We start from the raw sequence: 17484 nt of genomic DNA on the forward strand, positions 1-17484 counted from the left end.
CGCCCGCTGCGACGTTGCGGTAAAAACCAGCGTAGATTCAGCCTGCTCCGGCATCATCGGATGCCATATCCACCCGACGAGGATCCCTCCATGAAACGCAGCCTGATTGCCCTCGTATCCGCCCCGCTGCTGCTGGCGCTGCTGTCCGGGCCGGCGGCTGCCTTCGGGGGGCACGATCATGATCGCGATGATCGCGGGGAGAAGCACGAGCATCACGCGCACGACCGGGGCTGGCATCACGGCCCGCCGCGCCGGGTCGAGGTGATCCACGAACGCGAGGTGATCTACCGTCCGGCGCCGCCGCGGGTGGTGTATCGCCCGGTTCCGCCTCCGCGCTGGGTTCGCGGCGGCTATTACTATGGCCCTGGCTACGGCCCGACCTATGTGGTCGAAGATTGGCGCTACTACCAGCTGCCGCCGCCGCCGCGCGGCTATTACTGGCGGCGCAGCGATGCCGGCGATTTCCTGCTGGTGGCGGCGGCCACCGGGATCATCGCCGACCTCATCCTGCATCACTGAGCGCCGTCCCCCGGCGTGAACGCGAAGGCGCCTGCGGGCGCCTTCGTTTTTTTGGTGGCCCCGCCTGGGCCGGCTACCCGCCAGGCAGGGCCATCAGGCCTGCCGCAGCAGCGCCTGCACCAGCAGGCTGCTGGCGGCCACCGCGAACCAGGTGCCCAGCCCCAGCAGCAGCGGACGCGCGCCGGTGGCCACCATCCGCCGCAGGTCGGCGGACAGCCCGATCGCGGTCAGCGCCAGCACGATCAGGAACTCCGCCGCCAGGTGCAGCGGCGCGAGCAGCGCCACCGGCACCAGCCCGGCGCTGCGCAGCGCGGAGGCGGCGAGGAAGCCGAGGATGAACCACGGCACGATCCCGCGCAGCTCCGGGCGGCCGCCGTCGCGGCCGCGCGCGCGCCAGAGCTGCCAGCCGGCCAGCGCCAGGCAGATCGGGATGATCAGGGTGGCACGCGCCAGCTTGACCACGGTGGCGATGTCGCCGGCGGCATGGCTGTAGTGGTAGCCGGCGGCGACCACCGAGGAGGTGTCGTTGATCGCGGTGCCGGCCCACAGCCCGAAACCGGCGTCGCTCAGACCCAGCAGGTGGCCCAGCGGCGGAAACAGCAGCACCGCCAGCAGGTTGAACAGGAAGATGGTGGACATCGCCAGCGCGGTGTCGTGCTCGTCCGGGCGCAGGATCGGCGCCACCGCGGCGATCGCCGAGCCGCCGCAGATCGCGGTGCCCACGCCGATCAGCGTGCCCAGCACGTGGTGCACCTTCAGCAGGCGCGCCAGTGCCCAGGCGGTCAGGAAGGCCACCGCCAGCGTCACCAGGGTCACCGCGAGCGAGGACAGCCCGGTGTGTACCACCACTCCCAGATCGAGCCCGAACCCGAGCAGGATCACCGCGGCCTGGAGCAGATATTTGCCGCTGAAGCGGATGCCGGCTGCGGTGTGGGCCGGCAGCGTCAGCGCGTTGCGCACCAGCAGCCCGAGCACGATCCCCAGCACCGCGCCGCCGACCAGCGGCAGCGCGCGGCCGAGCGCGAACGCCAGCGCGGCCAGCCCGATGCTGAGCGCCAGTCCTGGCAGCAGGCGGCGGTGGGAAGGCAAAGGCGTGGCGGCAGCGAGGGACATGGCAGGGAAGGGGTGGCGACGTGTCGCCAGTTTGCATCTTCCAGGCGGACCTCGGATACCGCGAATGCGCGATCGCGGCCTTCCTGCGGGCTACAATCAGCTGATCCCCACGTCCTACCTGGAGCCCCCATGTTCTCCCGCACCGATACCCTTGCCGCCTTCGACCCCGAGCTTGCCCAGGCGATCGCCGCGGAAAACCGGCGCCAGGAGGACCACGTCGAGCTGATCGCCTCCGAGAACTACGCGAGCCCCAGGGTGATGGAAGCGCAGGGCAGCCAGCTCACCAACAAGTACGCGGAAGGCTATCCGGGCAAGCGCTACTACGGCGGCTGCGAATACGTCGATATCGCCGAGCAGCTGGCGATCGACCGCTGCAAGCAGCTGTTCGGCGCTGACTATGCGAACGTGCAGCCGCACAGCGGCTCGCAGGCCAACCAGGCCGTGTATCTCGCGCTGCTGTCGCCTGGCGACACCATCCTCGGCATGTCGCTGGCGCACGGCGGCCATCTCACCCACGGCGCCAAGGTCAACGCCTCCGGCAAGCTGTTCAACGCCATTCAGTACGGCGTCAATGCGGACGGGCTGATCGACTACGACGAGGTCGAGCGCCTCGCCCTGGAGCACAAGCCGAAGATGGTCGTAGCCGGCTTCTCCGCCTACTCGCAGGTGGTGGACTGGGCACGCTTTCGCGCCATCGCCGACAAGGTGGGCGCGTACCTGTTCGTGGACATGGCGCACGTCGCCGGCCTGGTCGCCGCTGGCGTGTACCCGAGCCCGCTGCCGCATGCGCACGTGGTGACCTCCACCACCCACAAGACCCTGCGCGGCCCGCGCGGCGGGATCATCGTCGCCAGCCGCACCGGCATGGGTGAGCAGGCGGAGGAGCTGGAAAAGAAGCTGCAGTCCATCGTCTTCCCCGGCATCCAGGGCGGCCCGCTGATGCACGTGATCGCGGCCAAGGCGGTGGCGTTCAAGGAAGCGCTGGAGCCGGCGTTCAAGGATTACCAGCGGCAGGTGGTGAAGAACGCGCAGGCGATGGCGCAGGTCATCCAGACGCGTGGCTATAAGATCGTCTCGGGCGGGACGCAGAACCACCTGATGCTGGTGGATTTGATCGGCAAGGATGTCTCCGGCAAGCAGGCGGAGGAGGCGCTGGGCAAGGCGCACATCACCGTCAACAAGAACTCGGTGCCGAACGACCCGCGCAAGCCTTTCGTGACCTCCGGCCTGCGCATCGGCACGCCGGCGGTCACCACCCGCGGCTACAAGGAGGCCGACTGCGCGGCGCTGGCCGGGTGGATCTGCGACGTGCTGGACAACCCGAACGACGAGGCCGTGATTGCCGATGTGCGCGGCAAGGTCGAGCAGCAGTGCCGGCAGTTCCCGGTCTATCGTTGATGCATTCCCGCAAAGACATCCCCATGCTCAGGCTACGCTTTTCGCTCTCGCTGATCTCCATCCTGCTCGCGGCTGCCGCCCAGGCGCAGACGCTGGCACCGCGCTGGAGCAGCAATACCGACTACAGCGCGCCTGGCGCGCGCGATCTGCCAGTGACCTGCCGCCGCGGCGACGTGCAACCGTTCGAAGGCAAGACCATGGGCGAAGTGTTCGGAGAGGCCTGGCCGCAGACGCCAGTCGCGACCACGTCGCACACGCCGCCGCGGGTGCTGACCAGCGGCAAGGTGATCCCGCCGCGCGGACTGGAAGGCAAGCCGGCCACGGTGGTCGTGGCGGTGCTGGTGGGCACCGACGGCAAGCCGCTGGCGGCGGAAGCCGTGTGCATGTCCGACGGCGCCTTCGCCATCGCCGCCAAGCGGGTGCTGCGCAACGCCACCTTCGTGCCGGCCAGCGTGGATGGTCAGCCGGTGGTGAGCGTGCTGGCGGTGCCGATCTCGTTCCGGCGGCCGCGTCCAGGCAGCGATACCGGTGACGGTGGTGGTGGCGACAGCGCGCCGCCGCAGGAGTGATGGCCGTCGATGCATTGCCCGTTTTGCCAGCATGTCGATACCCGCGTCCTCGACTCGCGGGTGACCGAAGACGGCACGGTGATCCGGCGGCGGCGCATGTGTGAAGCCTGCGGCGAGCGTTTCTCCACGGTGGAGACGATGGATCTCAAGCTGCCGGTGGTCATCAAGAATGATGGCCGGCGCGAAGCGTTCGACGCGCGCAAGCTGCGTGCCGGTTTCGACCGCGCGCTGCAGAAGCGTCCGGTTTCGGACGGGCAGGTGGAGGCGGCGGTCCATGCGGTGGTGCACGCGGTGCGCAAGAGTGGCGAGCGCGAGCTGCCCTCGCGCCGGATCGGCGAATTCGTGATGGAGCAGCTGCGCAAGCTCGACCACGTCGGCTATGTCCGCTTCGCCTCGGTGTATCGCAGTTTCCAGGACGTGGCGGATTTTCGCGAAGAGCTGGATCGGCTCGAGCGCGAGGCGCCGGGCGAGGGGCAGTTGCCCCTGCTGGAGGAGCCGGCGCCGCCGGCGCGCCGGCGATGAGCTTTTCGGCGCTCGACCATGCGCTGATGGCGCGCGCCCTGCGTCTGGCCGAGCGCGGTGCGTACACCACCCGTCCCAATCCGATGGTCGGCTGCGTGATCGCGCGCGACGGCGAGGTGGTCGGCGAAGGCTGGCACCGGCGCCAGGGCGGCCCGCATGCCGAGGTATTCGCGCTGCGCGCGGCCGGCGCGGCGGCGCGCGGAGCCACCGCCTACGTCACTCTGGAGCCCTGCGCCCACCACGGCCGCACCCCGCCCTGCGCGGATGCGCTGGTGGAGGCTGGCGTCGCGCGCGTGGTGGCAGCGATGCGCGATCCGTTTCCGCGGGTGGACGGCGCCGGGTTCGAACGCCTGCGTGCGGCCGGGATCGTGGTGGAACACGGCCTGCTGGAAGCGCAGGCGCGCGAACTCAACCGCGGCTTCTGCGCGCGCGTCGAGCGCGGCCGCCCGTGGCTGCGGGTGAAGCTGGCGATGAGCCTGGATGGCCGCACCGCGCTGGCCAGCGGCGAATCGAAATGGATCACCGGCGAGCCGGCGCGCATGGACGTGCAGCATTGGCGCGCGCGCAGCAGCGCGCTGCTGACCGGCGCCGCCACGGTGCTGGCCGATGATCCGCAGCTCACCGTGCGCCTGGGCGACGGCGTCGAGGTGGTGCCGCCGCTGCGGGTAGTGCTCGATCCCCGCCTGCGCTCGCTGGCGCGTGAACGGGTGCGGGAGGGCGCTGCGCCGACCCTGTATCTGCACGCGCCGGAGGTGGCGCCGCCGCGGGAGCTGACGCTTGCGCATGCCGCCGTGCCGCAGGTGGATGGGCGGCTGGATCTGGAGGCGGCGCTGCGGCTGCTGGCGGAACGCGGCATCAACGAGGTGCAGGTCGAGGCCGGCCCGACGCTCACCGGTGCCTTCCTCGCCGCCGGCCTGGTGGACGAGCTGCTGCTCTACGTCGCCCCAGTCCTGCTCGGCGACACCGCCCGCCCCCTGTTTTCCGGGCTGCCGATCGCGTCCATGGCGCAGCGCTTTCACCTGGAGCTGGTCGATCAAGTGCGGGTCGGTGAAGATCTGCGGCTGCGCCTGCGGCCTGCGGGCGCAGGCTGCGGCCGGGATCGCGGCGGCGGGTGCTAAACTTCCCCCGCCGGTCGACCGGCATTCACACCATTCATGAAACGTCTTCAGGGCGGGGTGGAAGTCCCCACCGGCGGTAGGCGTGGCGTTCCCTCGGCGAGGGGGCGGCCCGCGCGAGCCCGCGAGCGCTTCCCGGCCGGGCCGGCGGGAAGGTCAGCAGACCCGGTCGCATGCCGGGGCCGACGGTCACAGTCCGGAAGGAAGAAGACGCACCCGCGCGGCCTGGCCGTGCGTCTGCGCGCGCCTTGCGGGCGTTTCCCGTGCCATGCGGGAGACATGCGGAGATGTTCACAGGATTGATCGAAGGCGTCGGCGCGCTGCGCGCGCGCGAGATGCGCGGCGGCGATGCGCGTCTGCTGATCGAGGTCGGCACGCTGCCGTTCGACGACGTGCATCTGGGCGAGAGCATCGCGGTCAACGGCTGCTGCCTGACGGTGGTGACGTTCGATGCGGACAGCTTCGCGGTGGATGCCTCGCGCGAGACGCTGGCGCTGACCACGCTGGGCCAGCTGCCGCTCGGCGCGCCGCTGAACCTGGAGCGCGCGCTGCGCCCCAGCGACCGCCTCGGCGGGCACCTGGTCAGCGGCCACGTGGACGGGCTAGGGCAGGCCGAGGCCTGCTGGGAGGACGCGCGCGCTGTGCGCTGGCGCTTTTCCGCACCGCGCGGTCTGCTGCGCTACATCGCGCCCAAGGGCTCGGTGTGCGTGGATGGCGTCAGCCTGACCGTCAACCACGTGGACGATGCCGGCTTCGAGGTCGCGCTGATCCCGCACACGGTGGCGCACACCGCCTTCCACGCCTTGCGCGTGGGCGATGCGGTGAATCTCGAAGTGGACTTGCTGGCCCGCTATCTGGAACGCCTGCGGCAAACGGAGGATTGGACATGAGCTTCGCCAGCATTCCGGAGCTGCTGGACGAGCTGCGTGCCGGGCGCATGGTGGTGGTGGTGGACGACGAGGATCGCGAGAACGAGGGCGATCTGATCATGGTCGCCGAACTGGTCAAGCCGTCCGACATCAACTTCATGGTCACCCACGCGCGTGGGCTGGTGTGCCTGTCGCTCACCCGCGAGCGCTGCGCGCAGCTGGGCCTGAGCCCGATGGTGCGCGACAACACCTCCCCGCATCACACCAACTTCACGGTCTCGATCGAGGCTGCCGAGGGCGTCACCACCGGCATTTCCGCCTACGACCGCGCGCACACCATCCGCACCGCGGTGCGCCCGGACGCCAGGCCGTCTGATCTTCGCCAGCCGGGGCACATCTTCCCGCTGATGGCGCAGCCCGGCGGGGTGCTGACCCGCGCCGGGCATACCGAGGCGGCTTCGGATCTGGCGCGGCTGGCGGGCTTCGAGCCAGCCGGCGTGCTGGTGGAGATCCTCAACCCCGACGGCAGCATGGCGCGCCGGCCCGAGCTGGAAGTCTTCGCGCGCGCGCACGGGCTGAAGATCGGCTCGATCGAAGACCTGATCCGCTACCGGCTCACGACCGAACACACGGTGGAGCGGATCGACAGCCGCGCGATCGAGACCGACCACGGCGCGTTCACCCTGCACACCTACCGCGACCGTCTCACCCGCGGCCTGCATTTCGCGCTGGCGCACGGCACGTGGGACGCGGCCGACCCGGTGCTGGTGCGGGTGCAGGCGCAGAACCCGCTGGCGGATGCGCTGCACTGGCGGCGCGCCGATTTCGGCCCGCTGGTGGGCGACGTGCTGGCGATGATCGCCGGCGAAGGGCGCGGGGTGCTGGTGCTGCTGGGCGAGTCCATGGATCCCGAGGCATTGCTGGCGCGCATCCGCGAGCAGCCGGCGCCGCCGCCCTCGAAGGCCGGCACGCTGGCGCAGTGGCGGCGCACCGGCGCCGGCTCGCAGATCCTGGCCGATCTCGGTCTGCACCGGTTGCGGGTGCTGGGCACCCCGCGGCGCCAGGTCGGTCTGGCCGGCTATGGGCTGGAAGTGGTGGAGTACGTCGCCCTGCCGGCGCGCTAAACTGCACAGCCCCATTTGCCTGCCGACGCCGATGCCGCACTTCGAAGGCGACCTGCGCACCCTTGCGGATGCGCGCTTCGTGATCCTGGCCAGCCGCTGGAACCCGCGCATCGTGGATGCGCTGGTGGAATCCGCACGCGCCACCTTCCTTGCCAACGGGGTGCCCGATGCCGCGATCGACGTAGTGCGGGTACCGGGCGCGTGGGAGCTGCCGGTGGCCGCGCGTGCGCTGGCGCTGGCCGGCCGCCACGCGGCGATCGTCGCCCTGGGCTGCGTCGTGCGCGGCGATACCCGCCACTACGAGCAGGTCGCCGACGGTGCCTCCGACGGCCTGATGCGCGTCGCGCTGGACACCGGCGTGCCGGTTGCCAACGGCGTGCTGGCGGTGGAACGGTTCGAGGATGCCCTGGCGCGCGCCGGCGGCAGCCACGGCAACAAGGGCGAGGAGGCGGCGCTGGTGGCGATCGAGATGGCCGACCTCCGCCGCAAGCTGCAGGAGCTGGCATGAACGGACACCATCATCGCCGTCCCGACGGCATCGACCCCGTGGCCCGCGCGCGCGCGCGCCGACGTGCGCTGCAGGCGATCTACGCCTGGCAGATCAACCGTGCCGACGAGCGCAGCCTGCTGGCGCAGTTCGCGCACGAGCAGGCGCACGAAGTGGCCGACCTCGAATACTTCGAGGATCTGGTGCGTGGCGTGCTGCGGCATGTCGAGACCCTCGACGCGGCGCTGGCGCCGTATTTGGACCGCCCCATCACCGAGGTGGATCTGATCGAGCGCGCCGCGCTGCGGATCGCAACCTATGAGCTGATCCACCGGCCCGACGTGCCGTTCCGGGTGGTCATCAGCGAAGCCATCGCGGGCACCAAGCGGTTCGGGTCCGAACACGGCCATACCTACGTCAACGGCGTGCTGGACAAGGCCGCGGCCGCGCTGCGCAGCGTGGAAGCCAAGCGATAGGCGATGCGCGCAGGCCGCGCCGAGATCCCATGCGCGAACGTGAGTTCGACCTGATCGCCCGCATCCGCCGGCGTGCCGCCACCCGCGGCGACGTGCTGCTGGGCATCGGCGACGACTGCGCCCTGCTCGCGCCGCCGCCGGGCATGCAGCTGGCAGTGACGATGGACACCCTCAACGCCGGCGTGCATTTTCCGGATGACACCGCGCCCGCCGACATCGGCTGGAAGGCGTTGGCGGTGAATCTGTCCGACCTCGCGGCGATGGGGGCGGACCCGGCCTGGTGCACGCTGGCGCTCAGCCTGCCGCAGGCCGACGCGGCCTGGCTGGAAGCCTTCTGCGACGGCCTCTTCGCGCTCGCGGCCCGGCACGGCGTGGCGCTGGTCGGCGGCGACACCACCCGCGGGCCGCTGGCGGTGTCCATCACCGCACACGGGTTCGTGCCGGCGGACGCGGCCCTGCGTCGCGACGGCGCGCGCATCGGTGACGATGTCTGGGTCAGCGGCACCCTGGGCGATGCCGCGGGCGCGCTCGCGCAATGGCGGGCGGGCGCGACGATCGCCCCGCCCTTGCGCGCGCGGCTGGACCGCCCTACGCCGCGGGTGGAACTGGGCCGCGCTCTGCGCGGGATCGCCAGCAGCGCCATCGACATCAGCGACGGCCTGCTGGCCGACCTCGCGCACATCGCGCGCGCCAGCGGCGTCGGCGCCGAGATCGAGGCCGATGCGCTGCCGGCCAGCGACGCTCTGCGCGAAGCCTTCGCCATCGATGCGATGCGCCGCCTCCAGGCCACCGGCGGCGACGATTACGAACTGTGCTTCACCGCTCCGGCCACCCAGCGCGAGACGCTGCACACGCTGGCCGCGCGGCTGGACCTGCCGCTGGCGCGGATCGGCCGCATCGTCGCCGGCAGTGGCGTCCACTGCCCCGGCCTCGACGGCATCACGCCGGGCTACCAGCACTTCGCGTAGCGGCGCGCACGCGAGTGTTGCCCGACGCGTCCCTCGCGACCCGCGCCGCGGGGGTGGACGTGCAGTGATCGGGGGCATCAAGGAGAGCCTGGCGTTGCAGCGTTACCGCGAGCGGCCACGGCATCGGATGCGCATGCGAACGGGATTGCCCATGTAGTGACCTGAATGCTAGCCTCTCGCCGCCCGTGATTCCTCAGGGGAATGCGCGCGCAACGCGCATGGGACATCGGGCTTCCATGGTATTCATCGAAGGCGCGCCGCGCAGGCGCCGGCCAGTCCTGAAAGGGAGGAAAGGATGCGGGCATTTAATCGGATGAGTGTCGGGGGGGGGGGTAATCCTTGCCGTCGGGATGTTGATGGCGCCGAGCGCTTCGCGGGCGGTCGCGCAGTCACCCAGTGAGCAGAAGCCGCCGACAAATTTAGAAACAGTCGTTGTTCAAGGGACTAGGGTATCGGAGTACTGGCCCCCTCTGATCTATTTTGATTTTTACGGTGGTGGGCCCACGCAAATCTTGGAGTTTGGCGGCGGCGGTGGCACGCCCTCTCAGGGCAACACTGCAGAAACAGCCCAGAAGCTACAGTCGAATCCCTGCGACAAGACCAACCATCCGGTGCGGATCGCCACCGGCACCAAGTTCCTTCCGGAGTTCGATATCCCCTCGGTGGGTGAGGGCATCCCGCTGACGTTGAACCGGCTCTACCAGCAGGGCAACACCAAGATCGGGGCCTTCGGGCCCTCGTGGAGTTCCAACATCGATTACACCCTGGTGTTCGAATACCAGGGGCTGGTGTGCTGGGCGTATCTGGATCACGTGGAGCCCTGCGTCCCCGGCGGCAAGCCCTTGCTCACCGTGTATGCCTACGGGCCGAGCGGCTACCCGGTACGGTTCAATCAGGTGGACGGGCAGTGGCGCTCGGCGCAGGGGGACGTGGCGACCCAGGAGAACGGCGGCTGGGTGGTGCGCTATGCCAGCGGGGATCGCCACGAGTTCGACGGCAACGGCCGCCCGCTGCGGATTCTCGGCGAGCGCGGCATCGGCCTGAGCTATGGCTACGACGCGGGCGGGCGCCTGACCCGAATCACCCACACCAGCGGTCGTTTTCTGACCCTGGCCTGGAATGGGGGCAAGGTAGCCAGCGTCACCGATGCCGGGGGCAAGACGTACACCTATGGCTATGGCGCCAATGGGTATCTGGCCCAGGTGACCTATCCCGACAACCTGGGCACCCGCACCTATCACTACGAAAGCCCGTTTGGGGCCGACCTGCTGACCGGGGTCTCCATCAATGGCATGCGCTATCTGCGCGTGCAGTACATGGCCACTACTGACGGGGTCAAGGTGCAGTGGTCGGGGCTGGAAGGGGGCGTGGAGCGCAGCAGCTTCGAGTATTTCCCTGACCGCACCGAGGTGACCAATGCGCTCGGGCAGAAGACGATCCACTACGTGAGCGAGCAGAACGGCGTGCGCCGCATCATCGCGGTGGAGCGGCCGCCGTCGCCCACCTCGCCGGCAGCGTGGCGCAGACGTTCTACGATGCGAACGGCAACGTCACCGAGGATCGCGACCAGTTCGGCGTGCGCGCCACCTATGCCTACGATGCCGACCAGCGGCTGGTGGAGAAGATCACCGGCATCGGCCCGAACGGCGAGACCGACCAGCAGCAGATCACACGCCTGGTGTGGGATGCGACGTACAAGAACCGGCTGAACCAGGAACAGGTGTACGGCGCCAGCCTGGACCAGCCGCTGAATACCACCACCTACACTTATTACCCGGATGGCGATCCGCGCGCGCGGCTGCTGCAGGCGGTGACGGTGACCAATCTGGCGGGCGGCCCGGTGGGCAGCCTGACCACTACCTACGCCTACACCCTGCACCCGAACGGCTTGGTGGCGACGATGACGGTGGACGGCCCGCTGCCGGGCGATGGCGATGCGGTCACCTACACCTATGATGCGGCCGGCAACCTGACCAGCGTCCGCAACCGCCTGGGGCATGTAGCGACGTACTCCAACTACAACGCGCTCGGCCAGCCGGGGCGCGTGGTTTCGCCGAATGGCGCCATCACCGATTACACCTACAACGCGCGTGGCCAGCTGCTGACGGAAACCCGCTGGGTGGATGGCGTGGCGCAGGTCACCCGCACGGTGTATGACGATCGCGGCAATCCGGTCAGCGTGACGACGCCCGACGGGGTGACCGTGCAGAGTACGTACGACGGGTACGGTCGGTTGGTGTCGGTCAGCCGGGTGACGGCGCTGCCGCTGGACGAGCCCTGCGATCAGTCAGGGGGTGTGGACTGCGTGATGAGCCGCACCTGGACCGAGACGCAGGCGTACACCTACAACCTGCTGTCGCAGCCGCTGACGCTGACGGTGAACTCGCAGTACCGGATGACCTTGTGGGACCAGGAGCGCCGGAAGCCGGTCGTGCGCACGACCACGACGACCCAGCAGCGCGCGACCTTCGAGTACGACGGCAACGGCTTCCTCAGCCGCCGCAAGGGCGAGCATGGGCAGGCCACGACCTATCACTACAATGCCAACGGCGATCTGGACCAGGTCAGCGATGCGCTGGGCAATACGGTCAGCTACGGCTACGACCGGCGGCGCCGTGTCACCACGGTGACCGATGCGGCGGGGACGACGGTGACGGGGTATGACGCGCTGGGGCGGGTGGTGTCGGTGCGCGATGCGCGCGGGACTGTCACCCGCTACACCTATGACGGGCTGGGCCACCTGCTGGCGCAGGTCAGCCCGGACACCGGCACCACTGCGTTCACCTACGATGCGGTTGGGCAACTGATGCAGACGCAGAAGGCCGACGGCACGACGATCACGCAGGCCTACGACGGGCTGGGACGCCTGATCCGCCAGAGCGCGGGCGGGCAGACGCGCACGCTGACCTACGATGCCTGCACCAACGGCAAGGGGCTCCTGTGCGTGGCGGCGAAGACCGGTGGCACGGCGACGGCCGCCAGCTTCGCCTATACCCCCTGGGGCCAGCTCGCCACCCGGCAGGACACGCTCGACGGCGTGACCGACACCACCCGCTACGGGTATGACGGCCTGGGCCGTCTGAGCCGGATCGAGTACCCGAGCGGGATCGCGGTGGGATATGGCTATACCGATGGGCACCTGGAGACGGTCACGGCGGCGGTGAATGGCAGTACGACGACGGTGGCGACGCTGAGCGGCTACCAGGCCTTTGGCCCGCCGGCCTATCTGACCTATGGCAACGGGCTGCTGCGGACGGTGAGTTACGACACCGACCGGCGCATCATCGGCATCAGCACGAATGCGGCATCGGGCCCGCTGCAGAGCCTGACCTACGGGTTCGATGCGGCAGATCGCATCACCGCGATCACCGATGGCGTCGATGCGGCGCAGACCCAGCACTACCAGTACGATGCGCTGTCGCGCCTGGTGCGGTCGGAGCACGCGGGCGGGAACGTGGCCAGCTACGGGTACGACGCGGTGGGCAACCGGGTGAGCCAGGGCAACACCGTCCCGGCGAGCGCGAGCAGCTACACCTACGCGCCGGACAGCAACCGCCTGTTGCAGGCGGCCATGGGCGGGGTGAGCCGCGCGTTCACCTACGATGCCAACGGCAATGTCACCGCGTACACCGATGCCGCGGGCATCCCGCACACCCTGGCGTATGATCCCTTCGGCCGCCTGGCCAGCCACACGGCGCAGGGGATGACCACGACCTACACGGTGAACGCCCTGGACCAGCGGATGGGCAAGCGCAACGCCAGCCACCAGAGCCGGTATGTGTACGCTGGCTTCAACCAGTTGCTGGCCGAATACACCGACGGGCAATGGACGAGCTATGTCTACCGCGGCGGCGAGCCGGTGGCGCTGGTGCGCAACGCCCAACTCTATTACCTGCACCCCGACCACCTGGGCCGGCCGCAGCTGGCGACGAATGCCGGCCAACAGGTGGTGTGGAAGGCGGCCAACCGGGCGTTCGACCGCGGCGTCACTCTCGACACCATCGGCGGGCTGAACCTCGGCTTCCCGGGGCAGTACTACGATGCCGAATCCGGCCTGTGGCACAACGGCTACCGCGAATACGAGGCCAGCCTGGGCCGCTACCTGCAGTCCGACCCGATCGGGCTGGTGGGGGGTGTGAATACGTATGCCTATGTCGGAGGGAATCCGGTCAACCGCATCGATCCCTACGGTCTATGGGAGCTTCCAAGCTGGGCGCGAGGCTATGAAGGCCAGCTAGGAGTCGGTGTAACCGCATTTGGAATTGCGAAAGGTGGCAGCCTCGGCTTGTCTGTCGGAATTTCCGACACTGGGCTAACGCTGAATGCGCAAGTATGCGCAGGTCTTGGCGGTGGTGCTTACATAGGCGCAGGTCTTACAGCTGGGATTGAGAAGAAAGACCCATGCCCGTCAAAGGACGGGGTAAAGAAAAACGTTCAATTCCAAGCCGAAGGCGGGAAGCTTCTCGTAGGCGGGGCCTCTGTGGATTTGTCCGGCAGCGGAGGATCTATTGGAGTCGGGGATAAGCTGCGAGGTGGCGTTGGAGTTGGCGGTTATGCGGCCGTGATGGGGTGTATCACCAAGTCTTGGGGGCTTCTTGGATGGTGACGCCAGTAAAAAAAGAGCGGCCATTGCCCTTTCGGCGCAATTTCCTGGTCGGAATCCTACTGGTCTTCCTAGCAAAGTTTTTTTCTGGGCAATTTGACGCAGACTGGATTCTTTATGCTGGTGTCGTCATCGGCGGTGCTATCTGTATTTTCGACGTGTTTAAAGCCCTTAAGCGATTGGATTGACTTGTGGCCTGCAAGTCACGAAACCCCGCCTTCAACGGAGTGGCGCAGGTCACACCTACGATGCCAACGGCAATGTCACCGCGTACACCGATGCCGCGGGCATCCCGCACACCCTGGCGTATGATCCGTTCGGCCGTCTGGCCGGCCACACGGCGCAGGGCATGACCACGACCTACACAAGCGTATCGGGGTCAGGTTCACTTCCTGGCCGCAAGCAGAAAGCTCTTGCAGCATGGCTTTGGGCCGCATCACCGCGATCACCGATGGCGCCGATGCGGCGCAGACGCAGCAGTACCGGTACGACGCGCTGTCGCGGCTGGTGCGCTCGGAGCACGCGGGCGGCAACGTGGCCAGCTACGGGTACGACGCGGTGGGCAACCGGGTGAGCCTGGGCAATACCGTTCCGATCAGCGCGGGCAGCTACACCTACGCGCCGGACAGCAACCGCCTGTTGCAGGCGGCCATGGGCGGGGTGAGCCGCGCGTTCACCTACGATGCCAACGGCAATGTCACCGCGTACACCGATGCCGCGGGCATGGCGCACACGCTGGCGTATGATCCCTTCGGCCGTCTGGCCAGCCACACGGCGCAGGGGATGACCACGAGCTACACGGTGAACGCCTTGGATCAGCGGATGGGCAAGCGCAATGCCAGCCACCAGAGCCGCTACGTGTACGCCGGCTTCAACCAGCTGCTGGCCGAATACACCGACGGGCAGTGGACGAGCTACCTCTATATCGGCAATGAGCCGGTCGCCCTGGTGCGCAACGCCCAGCTCTACTTCCTGCACCCCGACCACCTGGGCCGTCCGCAGCTGGCGACCAATGCCGGCCAACAGGTGGTGTGGAAGGCGGCCAACCGGGCGTTCGACCGCGGCGTCACTCTCGACACCATCGGCGGGCTGAACCTCGGCTTCCCGGGGCAGTACTACGATGCCGAATCCGGCCTGTGGCACAACGGCTACCGCGAGTACGAAGCCAGCCTGGGCCGCTACCTGCAATCCGACCCGATCGGGCTGGCGGGTGGGGTGAATACGTATGCCTATGCTTCCGCGAATCCAATTGCCAATGTTGATCCGCTTGGGCTGTTCGATGTCTATGGTTATCGGTTGCCGAATGGGAATTACAGGTATGGCGTTCGCTTCTATCACCCGCTTGGATATCTTGATCGTCATGCAGTGACTTTGGGTGGAGGGGCGTGGATGAAGGTCATTAAGTACATCGCCAAGACTCAAAATAGTATCCGCCCTGGAACTGGGGTGAGCGACATCAAGGGCAAAAATATTCTAGACACGGCGAAGCAGCAGTTTGCCTGTGATCGTGCTGATGGAAAGGCGCAGGATATTTTCGACAGGATGTTTCCAACGGGCTCAACGACAATCAGTGAATCAGATTTGAGAAGATTCGTTGACGCTGTGAACTCGGCTCAGATCGGAGTGACATACGACGCTGATTCGATTATCAGTCTTGCCAATGAGCGAGCATGGGGTTATTGATGTGAAAAAATGGCTACCATTTTTGGTTACGGCCTTTCTGGCTATATTTATGGCGATCTCGGATAAAATCAAAATGAATGCCGTTGGCTGCTTGGTCATTGTGGCCGCCGCGATTGCGGCACAGTTAAGTGTTTTAGTGAAGGCAAAAAATATCTGGCGCGATGCCTTGCTCCTTGCCGGGCGGATGGTAATCGCAACAGCGGCTTTCTCTGGATTTTTTGTAGTTCTATCTGTGTCGCCCCTATTTCGGGTCAATCCGGATATGCTTTTTGCTTACGAAATGACGTATCAAAAGGCCCTTCTCGCAATTATCATCGCGATTCTTCTGGAATTTTTGTTGAATTCCGGTATTTGTAGGAGCGGCAAGAAATAACGGCGTCATAAACACCTGTGGCTAAGTTTGCTTTTGCCGCGGACCTGGCCCACGCGCTGGCGTATGATCCGTTCGGCCGCCTGGCAGGCCACACGGCGCAGGGCATGACCACGAGCTACACGGTGAACGCCCTGGGCCAGCGGATGGGCAAGCGCAATGCTGGCCACCAGAGCCGGTATGTGTACGCCGGTTTCAACCAACTGCTGGCCGAATACACCGACGGGCAATGGACGAGCTACGTCTATCGCGGCGGCGAGCCGGTGGCGCTGGTGCGGGGTGGCCAGCTCTACTACCTGCACCCCGACCACCTGGGCCGCCCGCAGCTGGCGACCAATGCCGGCCAACAGGTGGTGTGGAAGGCGGCCAACCGGGCGTTCGACCGCGGCGTCACTCTCGACACCATCGGCGGGCTGAACCTCGGCTTCCCGGGGCAGTACTACGATGCCGAATCCGGCCTGTGGCACAACGGCTACCGCGAGTACGAAGCCAGCCTGGGCCGCTACCTGCAGTCCGACCCGATCGGGCTGGCGGGGGGTGTGAATACGTATGCCTATACATCAGGCAATCCGATTAGCTATGTCGACTCCCTTGGATTGAAGCTATGCAGGGTCAATCTGCTTGGTGGGTCGTATCTCATCGATCAGAAGATCGCGGGAAATCTGGCTAATTTCGTCAGTGAAATGCAGGCGGCTGGAATAAACACGACGTTCAATTACGTCTTCCGCACAACTGAGGAGCAGACGAAGTTGTGGAACGACCGTCATAACAATTCAAATCCTGTCGCGAGGCCTGGCACTTCACGTCACGAATCTGGATTCGCATTCGACATCAACATAAGCAGATTGCCGGTAAGTCAGCAGCAGCAACTGATTAACATTGCCAATAAGAACGGGTTCTTCAGGCTTCCAAACGGCAAGGATCCGCCGCATTTTGAAGCGGATCCAATAAAGCACGGATACAAAGATCGGATTTCCGCAATCAAGGAGAATCAAGCGGACAAGGGGACGTCATGCGTGTGCCAGTAATTGCTGCTCTCCTATTTTTTGTATCTGCTTGCCATGCCTCAAAGAGGGAGGTGAAGGGAGTTATCGATGCGCCAGTTGGATTGCAGCGAGCAAGCCAAGAGTGGAAAGATGCAGTTATGCGAGGCGATTGGCGCGCAATCATGGCCTTGGCAGAAGAGCCCTCGACGAGACAGGCTTTGCGGGAAAGTCTTCCCGACCCGAGCGATCCCATCGCAAATTATTTTTTTGGAAGTAAGGGGTCCGTCAGAGATTTCTTCAATCGAAATGAGAATCTTACGAGAAGAATTATTCGCATTAAGGGGACGGGAACATACTATGTCTGTTATTACGATCCTGATCGTTTCAAAGGTGAATGGTCACCGGAGAGCTTGCGAGGGTACTCGCTAGATCTAGAATCTATCGTCTGTGAGAGCTTCTACGAAAGAGAAGGGAATTGGTATCTCGATTTTGATATGCCCATCTTTGATGGCGATTAATCAATGATTGATCAATAAATGGGTAATCTTGCCCCCCCCCTAAGGAAGGTCTGAACAACTCCGCCACTTTCGGCGAGAATGGATCATCGGTTCAAGGGTGAGTTCGATGCAGCTGTCGTTCGGAGATGCCGAGGGGATGGGCCGCAAGCGCACGCGGCGCGAGG

The 17484-nt window shown here is 66.4% G+C and carries 18 protein-coding genes and 1 riboswitch; of the genes, 17 read left to right on the top strand and 1 reads right to left on the bottom strand.

The window, feature by feature from the left end:
• The first annotated feature begins 90 nt into the window (after positions 1–90).
• On the top strand, positions 91–519 hold the full coding sequence (locus ML342_RS10325) for an RcnB family protein (protein WP_240126966.1): 429 nt from the start codon (positions 91–93) through the stop codon (positions 517–519).
• A gap of 93 nt (positions 520–612) precedes the next feature.
• Here ML342_RS10325 and ML342_RS10330 read toward each other — a convergent pair whose 3' ends face one another.
• A complete protein-coding gene (locus ML342_RS10330) occupies positions 613–1632 on the bottom strand; it encodes a YeiH family protein (protein ID WP_240126967.1) in 1020 nt (339 codons plus the stop codon).
• A gap of 129 nt (positions 1633–1761) precedes the next feature.
• On the opposite strand from ML342_RS10330, the gene glyA reads away from it, so the two are divergent.
• The 16 genes from glyA to ML342_RS10410 all read left to right on the top strand — a co-directional run bounded on the left by glyA (position 1762) and on the right by ML342_RS10410 (position 17320).
• Positions 1762–3030 carry a serine hydroxymethyltransferase gene (gene glyA / locus ML342_RS10335; RefSeq protein ID WP_240126968.1) on the top strand — a complete coding sequence of 423 codons (1269 nt, stop codon included), beginning with the start codon at positions 1762–1764 and terminating at the stop codon, positions 3028–3030.
• Positions 3030–3599, top strand: coding sequence for an energy transducer TonB (locus ML342_RS10340; RefSeq protein WP_240126969.1), 570 nt, complete (start codon positions 3030–3032; stop codon positions 3597–3599). The genes glyA and ML342_RS10340 overlap by 1 nt, the downstream gene beginning before the upstream one ends.
• A gap of 9 nt (positions 3600–3608) precedes the next feature.
• Entirely contained in the window at positions 3609–4121 is a 513-nt protein-coding gene (gene nrdR / locus ML342_RS10345; protein ID WP_240126970.1) for a transcriptional regulator NrdR, read from the top strand.
• On the top strand, positions 4118–5239 hold the full coding sequence (gene ribD, locus ML342_RS10350) for a bifunctional diaminohydroxyphosphoribosylaminopyrimidine deaminase/5-amino-6-(5-phosphoribosylamino)uracil reductase RibD (RefSeq protein ID WP_240126971.1): 1122 nt from the start codon (positions 4118–4120) through the stop codon (positions 5237–5239). Before nrdR ends, ribD begins: the two co-directional genes overlap by 4 nt.
• A 39-nt stretch (positions 5240–5278) precedes the next feature.
• A riboswitch (FMN riboswitch) is annotated at positions 5279–5452 on the top strand.
• A gap of 71 nt (positions 5453–5523) precedes the next feature.
• Complete coding sequence (locus ML342_RS10355; protein WP_240126972.1) at positions 5524–6126, top strand: riboflavin synthase; 603 nt, start codon at positions 5524–5526, stop codon at positions 6124–6126.
• A complete protein-coding gene (gene ribB, locus ML342_RS10360) occupies positions 6123–7229 on the top strand; it encodes a 3,4-dihydroxy-2-butanone-4-phosphate synthase (protein WP_240126973.1) in 1107 nt (368 codons plus the stop codon). The genes ML342_RS10355 and ribB overlap by 4 nt, the downstream gene beginning before the upstream one ends.
• A 31-nt stretch (positions 7230–7260) precedes the next feature.
• The gene (gene ribH / locus ML342_RS10365) at positions 7261–7737 is read left to right on the top strand and encodes a 6,7-dimethyl-8-ribityllumazine synthase (protein ID WP_240126974.1); all 477 of its coding nucleotides are present in this window, start codon (positions 7261–7263) and stop codon (positions 7735–7737) included.
• The gene (gene nusB / locus ML342_RS10370; protein WP_240126975.1) at positions 7734–8192 is read left to right on the top strand and encodes a transcription antitermination factor NusB; all 459 of its coding nucleotides are present in this window, start codon (positions 7734–7736) and stop codon (positions 8190–8192) included. The genes ribH and nusB overlap by 4 nt, the downstream gene beginning before the upstream one ends.
• Before the next feature lie 29 nt (positions 8193–8221).
• The gene (gene thiL, locus ML342_RS10375) at positions 8222–9160 is read left to right on the top strand and encodes a thiamine-phosphate kinase (protein ID WP_240126976.1); all 939 of its coding nucleotides are present in this window, start codon (positions 8222–8224) and stop codon (positions 9158–9160) included.
• Positions 9161–9771: 611 nt separating this feature from the next.
• Positions 9772–10869: an RHS repeat domain-containing protein gene (locus ML342_RS12055; RefSeq protein WP_439655196.1), complete on the top strand. Its 1098-nt coding sequence runs from the start codon at positions 9772–9774 to the stop codon at positions 10867–10869.
• Positions 10870–11468: 599 nt separating this feature from the next.
• Positions 11469–13766: an RHS repeat-associated core domain-containing protein gene (locus ML342_RS12070; RefSeq protein ID WP_500809969.1), complete on the top strand. Its 2298-nt coding sequence runs from the start codon at positions 11469–11471 to the stop codon at positions 13764–13766.
• A complete protein-coding gene (locus ML342_RS10390) occupies positions 13760–13951 on the top strand; it encodes a hypothetical protein (RefSeq protein ID WP_240126978.1) in 192 nt (63 codons plus the stop codon). The genes ML342_RS12070 and ML342_RS10390 overlap by 7 nt, the downstream gene beginning before the upstream one ends.
• Positions 13952–14189: 238 nt before the next feature.
• Complete coding sequence (locus ML342_RS10395; RefSeq protein ID WP_240126979.1) at positions 14190–15446, top strand: RHS repeat domain-containing protein; 1257 nt, start codon at positions 14190–14192, stop codon at positions 15444–15446.
• On the top strand, positions 15424–15819 hold the full coding sequence (locus ML342_RS10400) for a hypothetical protein (RefSeq protein ID WP_240126980.1): 396 nt from the start codon (positions 15424–15426) through the stop codon (positions 15817–15819). The genes ML342_RS10395 and ML342_RS10400 overlap by 23 nt, the downstream gene beginning before the upstream one ends.
• Before the next feature lie 17 nt (positions 15820–15836).
• Positions 15837–16844, top strand: coding sequence for an RHS repeat-associated core domain-containing protein (locus tag ML342_RS10405; protein WP_240126981.1), 1008 nt, complete (start codon positions 15837–15839; stop codon positions 16842–16844).
• Positions 16829–17320 (top strand): hypothetical protein, encoded by a 492-nt coding sequence (locus ML342_RS10410; protein ID WP_240126982.1) that lies wholly within the window; start codon positions 16829–16831, stop codon positions 17318–17320. Before ML342_RS10405 ends, ML342_RS10410 begins: the two co-directional genes overlap by 16 nt.
• The last annotated feature ends 164 nt before the right edge of the window (positions 17321–17484 follow it).

The organism is Thermomonas alba, assembly GCF_022419205.1.
Lineage (GTDB): Bacteria > Pseudomonadota > Gammaproteobacteria > Xanthomonadales > Xanthomonadaceae > Thermomonas > Thermomonas alba.

Coding starts and splice junctions, on each gene's coding strand:
- ribH (WP_240126974.1), top strand. CDS start 7,261: ATGCCGCACTTCGAAGGCGACCTGCGCACCCTTGCGGATGCGCGCTTC.
- ML342_RS10325 (WP_240126966.1), top strand. CDS start 91: ATGAAACGCAGCCTGATTGCCCTCGTATCCGCCCCGCTGCTGCTGGCG.
- ML342_RS10340 (WP_240126969.1), top strand. CDS start 3,030: ATGCATTCCCGCAAAGACATCCCCATGCTCAGGCTACGCTTTTCGCTC.
- thiL (WP_240126976.1), top strand. CDS start 8,222: ATGCGCGAACGTGAGTTCGACCTGATCGCCCGCATCCGCCGGCGTGCC.
- ML342_RS10390 (WP_240126978.1), top strand. CDS start 13,760: ATGGTGACGCCAGTAAAAAAAGAGCGGCCATTGCCCTTTCGGCGCAAT.
- ML342_RS10355 (WP_240126972.1), top strand. CDS start 5,524: ATGTTCACAGGATTGATCGAAGGCGTCGGCGCGCTGCGCGCGCGCGAG.
- nrdR (WP_240126970.1), top strand. CDS start 3,609: ATGCATTGCCCGTTTTGCCAGCATGTCGATACCCGCGTCCTCGACTCG.
- ML342_RS10330 (WP_240126967.1), bottom strand. CDS start 1,632: ATGTCCCTCGCTGCCGCCACGCCTTTGCCTTCCCACCGCCGCCTGCTG.
- ML342_RS10400 (WP_240126980.1), top strand. CDS start 15,424: ATGAGCGAGCATGGGGTTATTGATGTGAAAAAATGGCTACCATTTTTG.
- nusB (WP_240126975.1), top strand. CDS start 7,734: ATGAACGGACACCATCATCGCCGTCCCGACGGCATCGACCCCGTGGCC.
- ribB (WP_240126973.1), top strand. CDS start 6,123: ATGAGCTTCGCCAGCATTCCGGAGCTGCTGGACGAGCTGCGTGCCGGG.
- ML342_RS10410 (WP_240126982.1), top strand. CDS start 16,829: ATGCGTGTGCCAGTAATTGCTGCTCTCCTATTTTTTGTATCTGCTTGC.
- ML342_RS12070 (WP_500809969.1), top strand. CDS start 11,469: ATGAGCCGCACCTGGACCGAGACGCAGGCGTACACCTACAACCTGCTG.
- glyA (WP_240126968.1), top strand. CDS start 1,762: ATGTTCTCCCGCACCGATACCCTTGCCGCCTTCGACCCCGAGCTTGCC.
- ribD (WP_240126971.1), top strand. CDS start 4,118: ATGAGCTTTTCGGCGCTCGACCATGCGCTGATGGCGCGCGCCCTGCGT.